Source organism: Shewanella sp. SW24, assembly GCF_025653395.1.
Lineage (GTDB): Bacteria > Pseudomonadota > Gammaproteobacteria > Enterobacterales > Shewanellaceae > Shewanella > Shewanella oncorhynchi.
The window spans coordinates 39590-46098 of the sequence record NZ_JAKKSH010000036.1; the positions used below are offsets into that span (position 1 = coordinate 39590).

Sequence of the window (6509 nt, forward strand, 5' to 3'; positions counted from 1 at the left end):
CGTATCATGAAATATAAACTGGTGTTAGCCGTTGCCATGCTAGTGTTTTCTCTACCTAGTCAGGCTGAACGAATTAAAGATATTGCCAATGTGCAAGGTGTGCGTAGTAACCAGTTGATTGGTTATGGCTTAGTGGTCGGTTTACCGGGAACGGGGGAAAAAACCAGTTATACCGAGCAGACCTTTATGACTATGCTCAAAAACTTTGGGATTAATCTTCCTGACAACGTCAAACCGAAAATTAAAAACGTTGCAGTGGTAGCCGTACACGCGGATATGCCTGCCTTTATCAAACCTGGTCAAGATCTTGACGTGACGGTATCTAGCTTAGGCGAAGCCAAAAGCTTACGCGGTGGCACCTTATTACAGACCTTTTTGAAAGGGGTAGACGGTAATGTGTATGCGATCGCCCAAGGTAGTTTAGTGGTGAGTGGTTTTAGTGCCGATGGTTTAGATGGTTCAAAGGTGATTCAAAATACGCCAACTGTAGGTCGTATACCGAATGGCGCGATTGTTGAGCGTAGTGTTGCAACCCCATTTTCAACTGGCGATTATTTGACGTTTAACCTACGTCGTTCGGATTTCTCTACTGCGCAGCGCATGGCCGATGCGATCAATGATCTATTAGGTCCAGATATGGCGCGTCCTTTAGATGCGACGTCTGTTCAGGTAACGGCTCCACGTGATGTATCACAACGGGTCTCCTTTTTAGCAACGCTTGAAAACCTCGATGTTGTTCCCGCAGAGGAATCTGCCAAAGTGATCGTTAATTCACGTACTGGAACCATAGTGGTTGGGCAAAACGTACGCTTACTCCCTGCGGCGATTACCCATGGCGGCATGACTGTCACGATTGCGGAGGCGACACAGGTTTCGCAGCCTAACGCGTTGGCAAATGGTCAAACAACCGTCACGAGTAATAGTACGATTACAGCGACAGAAAGTGACCGCCGTATGTTTATGTTTAATCCAGGCACTACGCTGGATGAGCTGGTTAGAGCGGTTAACTTAGTCGGTGCAGCCCCTTCAGATGTGTTAGCAATACTTGAAGCATTGAAAGTGGCAGGAGCTTTGCATGGTGAACTTATCATCATCTAATTTCTGTCGGGAAAATCATGGAAAAGCTTTCAAGTTCATCACATTTTCTTGACCTGGGCGGGCTAGATTCACTCCGCGCCCAGGCTCAGAAAGATGAGAAGGGCGCCTTGAAAAAGGTTGCCCAACAATTTGAAGGTATTTTCGTGCAAATGCTGATGAAAAGTATGCGCGATGCCAATGCGGTTTTTCAGTCTGATAGTCCACTCAATAGCCAATACACTCAGTTTTACGAGCAGATGCGCGATCAGCAGTTATCGGTCGATTTATCTGACAAAGGTGTATTGGGCCTTGCCGATATGATGGTGCAGCAACTCTCTCCCGAAACAAGTCATTTCACGCCTGCATCGGTATTGCGTGACGATGGTGGAATGAAAATGCTCCACGACGATAAAGCGCTTAATGTGCCTATGCAGAGTTCAGCCGCTCCTGTGGTTGAACCCACAGTTGTAAATCATGGTGTGCCGGCTGCTATCGCTCGGCCTGTATTTGAACCGGATAGAGCTGAAGATGCAAATTCATCAATGGACATTGATGCGCCTAATCGTTCACTGGCTATCGATACACCTAAGCCAAGCTGGAGCGAACAGTCACTTTCTGTCGTCGACCCTGTGATAAGCGGCCAAGTTTTGCCGACGGCAGCTTTTAGGGAAACCCAGAAGATAGTCCGCTTCGGTAGTCGCGAAGAGTTTTTGGCGACCTTATACCCACACGCTGAAAAAGCGGCAAAAGCATTAGGTACCCAACCAGAAGTATTGTTGGCGCAATCGGCACTTGAAACCGGCTGGGGACAAAAAATTGTTCGCGGTAATAACGGCGCGCCAAGTCATAACCTATTCAATATTAAAGCTGATCGTCGTTGGCAAGGCGATAAAGCGAACGTCAGCACCTTAGAATTCGAACACGGTGTGGCTGTGCAGCAAAAAGCCGACTTCCGTGTTTACAGTGACTTTGAACATAGCTTCAACGATTTTGTGTCCTTCATTGCCGAAGGCGATCGTTATCAAGATGCGAAGAAAGTGGCGGCTTCGCCAACTCAGTTTATTCGAGCTTTGCAGGATGCGGGTTATGCCACAGATCCAAGATATGCTGAAAAAGTCATTAAAGTGATGCAGTCCATCAGTGAAGAGCTGAAATCAATTCTGCCAGGAGAAGACAAATGATGAACCTTACAACCCTGTTTGTTCATAGGAGTGTCAACTAATGGCCGTTGATCTGCTGAATATTGCGCGAACTGGGGTGCTTGCCTCCCAGTCGCAACTGGGTGTCACCAGTAATAACATTGCTAACGCCAATACCGCGGGTTACCACAGACAAGTGGCAACTCAGTCGACTCTAGAATCACAGCGTTTTGGTAGTAGCTTTTATGGCACAGGAACTTACGTTAATGACGTTAAGCGAATCTACAATGACTATGCCGCAAGAGAGTTGCGCATTGGCCAAACAACGCTCAGTGCCGCCGAAGCCAGCTACGGTAAATTGAGTGAACTCGATCAGCTATTTTCTAAGATAGGCAACGTTGTGCCACAAAGCTTAAATGACCTGTTTTCAGGTATGAATAGCGTGGCGGACTTACCCACAGACCTGGGCATCCGCAGCTCGACCTTAACGAATGCGCAGCAAGTCGCCAGTAGCCTGAATCAGATGCAGTCTTATTTGAATGGTCAGCTCGATCAAACCAATGACCAGATAACCGGCATGACCAAGCGTATTAATGAGATCAGTACAGAACTTGCCAACTTAAACCTAGAGCTGATGAAGTCACCGAATCAAGATGCGCAGTTACTCGATAAGCAAGATGCACTCGTTCAAGAGTTAAGTCAGTACGCCCAAGTGAATGTTATCCCGCAAGAAAATGGCGCTAAGAGTATTATGCTCGGTGGCTCTGTGATGCTAGTTTCCGGTGAGATTGCCATGAGTATGGGCACTCAAGCGGGTAACCCATTTCCCAAAGAGTTACAGCTTAATTCAAGTATTGGTTCGCAAAGCGTCACAGTTGACCCAAGTAAACTTGGCGGTCAGCTAGGAGCTATGTTTGACTTTCGTGACCAGACGTTAATCCCCGCGGGTCATGAGCTTGACCAATTAGCTTTGGGCGTGGCTGATAACTTTAACAAAATGCAAGCGCAAGGCATTGACCTCAATGGTCAAGTCGGCGCCAATATCTTCAAAGATACCAACGATCCTATGATGTCCTTGGGTCGTGTAGCAGGTTTTTCTGGTAATACGGGCAATGCAACGTTAGGCGTCACAATCGATGACACCAATTTATTAACTGGCGGTGCCTACGAGCTGTCATGTGTCAGTACTGCGCCAGCTTCTTATGAGTTGAGAGATACGGAAACGGGGGTGATAACACCGCTGACTTTATCAGGCTCGACTTTTGGATTTTCAATTGACATAAAAGCAGGCGCGATGGCGTCGGGGGATCGTTTTGCCATTCGCCCGACCGCGGGCGCCTCAAATGGCATTGAAGTTGTTATGAAAGACCCTAAAGGCATTGCCGCCGCATCCCCAAAGATTACTGCAGATGCCGCTAACTCGGGCAATACCCAACTTAAGTTGACTCAAATTGGTAATCGCAATGCCGCAAATTTCCCTGTGACGGGCAGTGAATTGACAATAAAGCTCGACACCACAGTCGTGCCACCCACCTATGAAGCATTTGATGCCGCAGGAACATCACTTGGTGCTGCTACAACTTATACCCCACCGAGTATCAGCGCCTTTGGTTTTACCTTCGAAGTAGATAGTACAGCTGCAGCGGGTAATGACAGATTTACCTTCGATTTATCCTTCGCGGAAGGCGATAACTCCAATGCTGTCGCTATGGCTAAATTGAGCGAAAGTAAGGTGATGAATAGTGGCAAGTCGACCTTAGCGGATGTGTTCGAGAATACTAAGCTCGACATTGGCAGTAAAACGAAAGCGGCCGAAGTGCGTACAGGTTCGGCTGAGGCTGTATATCAGCAAGCTTATGCGCGAGTAGAGAGTGAGTCGGGCGTGAACTTAGATGAAGAAGCCGCAAATTTAATGCGTTTTCAACAAGCTTATCAAGCCTCTGCGCGGATCATGACGACCGCACAGCAGATTTTTGACACCTTATTATCCTCAGTGCGTTAGGAGATTTAACTATGCGATTATCATCCGCGCAGATTTTTAATCAAAGCATTACCAGTGTGCTGCAAAAGCAAACGGCGACCAGCAAAATTCTTGACCAATTGAGCAGTGGTAAGAAAGTCAATACTGCTGGTGATGATCCTGTGGCGTCACAGGGTATCGATAATCTGAATCAGAAAAATGCACTCGTCGATCAGTTTATTAAGAACATTGATTATGCAACGAATCACTTACAACAGACCGAAAGTCAACTTGGCCAAGCAGATAAACTAGTGTCGAGTATGAAGGACATGATGTTACGGGGTTCTAATGGCAGTATGACAGCGGCAGAGCGGCAAACAATTGCCGATGATCTGCGTAAAAGTCTGGATCAATTACTGACGATTGCGAATACCAAAGATGAATCGGGAAATTATCTCTTTGCAGGTAATAAAACGGACACGCAACCGTTCGAATTCGATAACAATGGTCAAATTATTTACTCAGGCGACTCAGGCGTTCGTAATAGCATGATTGCTACAGGTATTCAGCTTAATACTAATGTGGCTGGAGATACCGCTTTTATGAAGTCACCCAATGCAATGGGCGATTATAGCGTCAATTATTTGCCGTCCCAACAAGGTGATTTTAGTGTATCTAGCGCTAAGCTAGCTAACGCGACACCTTCTCTCTCTGATTACACTGTTTCATTTCTAGATGATGGTGCTGGTGGCATTAATGTCGAAGTCACCGACAACGCGATTCCCGCCAATATCATCTCCCCCGCAGCGGCGTTCGATCCCGCAGTGCCAATCACTTTTGACGGTGTTGAACTAAAAATTGCCGGCGAGCCGAAGATAGGTGACAGCTTTACCCTTCACCAAGAACCAGAGGTTAGCATTTTCAATACCTTAAATAAGGCGATTGCTCTTTTTGAAAATGCTGACCAAGTGCAGACGCCATCCGGGCAGTCTGAGTTGGCACAGTTATTGAATAACGTTGGGGGTGGTGTCAAACAAATGAGTCAGCAGCAAGGCTTAGCAGGTAACAGTTTAAAGATACTGGAAAAATATACTGATAAGCACACTGATGAGAAATTGATTAACACCTCGGCATTATCCAAATTGGAAGATCTTGATTATGCCACTGCGATAACTGAATTTGAGAAGCAACAACTCGCCCTCAATGCCGTATCCAGTGTGTTTAGTAAAGTGGGTTCCGTATCGCTGTTTGATTACATCTAGATCGAATGCCTTCTGAACCGAAAGCGCTAAAACAAGACGGTTTTCAATGATGAAGGCATCAAGGTCTAAAGGTTAAGTAATTAAATTAAGCAAATAGAGTTAAGCACGTTAAGTAAAGTTGCAGCAATTGATGGCAACAAGATTTAGCCAGGCTTCCACGTCTTGGCACCCAACTTAGAAGAGGAATGTAACATGGCTATTTCAGTAAACACGAACGTCACATCAATGAAGGCGCAAAAAAATCTTGGCGGAGCCAATGGTAATCTGCAAACGTCTATGGAACGCTTATCGTCAGGATTACGGATTAACAGCGCTAAGGATGATGCCGCAGGTCTACAGATTTCAAACCGTATGACGAGTCAGATTAATGGGCTCGATGTTGCAATGCGCAACGCTAACGATGGTATTTCTATTGCGCAAACTGCCGAAGGTGCAATGCAAGAATCGACTAACATTTTGCAACGTATGCGAGATTTGTCACTGCAATCGGCTAATGGCTCGAATTCAACGAGTGATCGAGAATCAATGCAAAAAGAACTTTCTGCATTGCAAACTGAATTAACTCGTATTTCAGATACCACTTCTTTTGGTGGTCAGAAATTACTTGATGGTACGTATGGTACGCAAAAATTCCAAGTGGGCTCCAATGCTAATGAAACGATTTCAGTATCGTTGTCTAGCACTGCGGCGAATAAGATTGGTAATCACAGCGTTTCAGGAAAAGGCACTAAATTTGGTGTAGAAACCGCGGGCGCTTTATCGCAAGGTACAGCCGATGATACAGCTTTTGCTGTTAATGGTAAGGCTGTGGCAATTACCAGCGGTGACAATGCTGCCAAAGTCGCTGATAACATTAATAAAGCAGGTGCAGGCGTTAAGGCTGAAGCCTCAGTTACGACAACCCTGTCTAGCTTAAGCGCCTCGGATGTCGGTACTTTCTCTGTTGTTGCTAAAGATGGCACAACAAAAGATAGTTACAATTTAGCGACATACAAAGGTGATTCAGCGCAACTCGCGACTGACTTAGGTAAAGCGGGATACGATGTTAGCCACGATAAAGAAACAGGTGTC

4 protein-coding genes and 1 pseudogene are annotated in these 6509 nt (G+C 46.0%); all 5 read left to right on the top strand.

The window, feature by feature from the left end; genetic code table 11:
* The first annotated feature begins 6 nt into the window (after nucleotides 1–6).
* Nucleotides 7–1098 (top strand): flagellar basal body P-ring protein FlgI, encoded by a 1092-nt coding sequence (locus tag L5M17_RS20640; protein WP_028761203.1) that lies wholly within the window; start codon nucleotides 7–9, stop codon nucleotides 1096–1098.
* A 17-nt stretch (nucleotides 1099–1115) separates the two neighbouring features.
* The gene (gene flgJ, locus L5M17_RS20645; RefSeq protein WP_263148985.1) at nucleotides 1116–2258 is read left to right on the top strand and encodes a flagellar assembly peptidoglycan hydrolase FlgJ; all 1143 of its coding nucleotides are present in this window, start codon (nucleotides 1116–1118) and stop codon (nucleotides 2256–2258) included.
* 40 nt (nucleotides 2259–2298) lie between these two features.
* Nucleotides 2299–4218: a flagellar hook-associated protein FlgK gene (flgK, locus tag L5M17_RS20650; protein WP_263148986.1), complete on the top strand. Its 1920-nt coding sequence runs from the start codon at nucleotides 2299–2301 to the stop codon at nucleotides 4216–4218.
* 11 nt (nucleotides 4219–4229) lie between these two features.
* Nucleotides 4230–5438: a flagellar hook-associated protein FlgL gene (gene flgL, locus L5M17_RS20655; RefSeq protein ID WP_263148987.1), complete on the top strand. Its 1209-nt coding sequence runs from the start codon at nucleotides 4230–4232 to the stop codon at nucleotides 5436–5438.
* Nucleotides 5439–5630: 192 nt separating this feature from the next.
* A pseudogene (locus L5M17_RS20660) lies at nucleotides 5631–6509 on the top strand (flagellin); the annotation flags it as partial.

Bases quoted from the DNA above. Each gene is read 5' to 3' on its own strand.
- L5M17_RS20640 (WP_028761203.1), top strand. From the start codon at position 7: ATGAAATATAAACTGGTGTTAGCCGTTGCCATGCTAGTGTTTTCTCTA.
- flgJ (WP_263148985.1), top strand. From the start codon at position 1,116: ATGGAAAAGCTTTCAAGTTCATCACATTTTCTTGACCTGGGCGGGCTA.
- flgK (WP_263148986.1), top strand. From the start codon at position 2,299: ATGGCCGTTGATCTGCTGAATATTGCGCGAACTGGGGTGCTTGCCTCC.
- flgL (WP_263148987.1), top strand. From the start codon at position 4,230: ATGCGATTATCATCCGCGCAGATTTTTAATCAAAGCATTACCAGTGTG.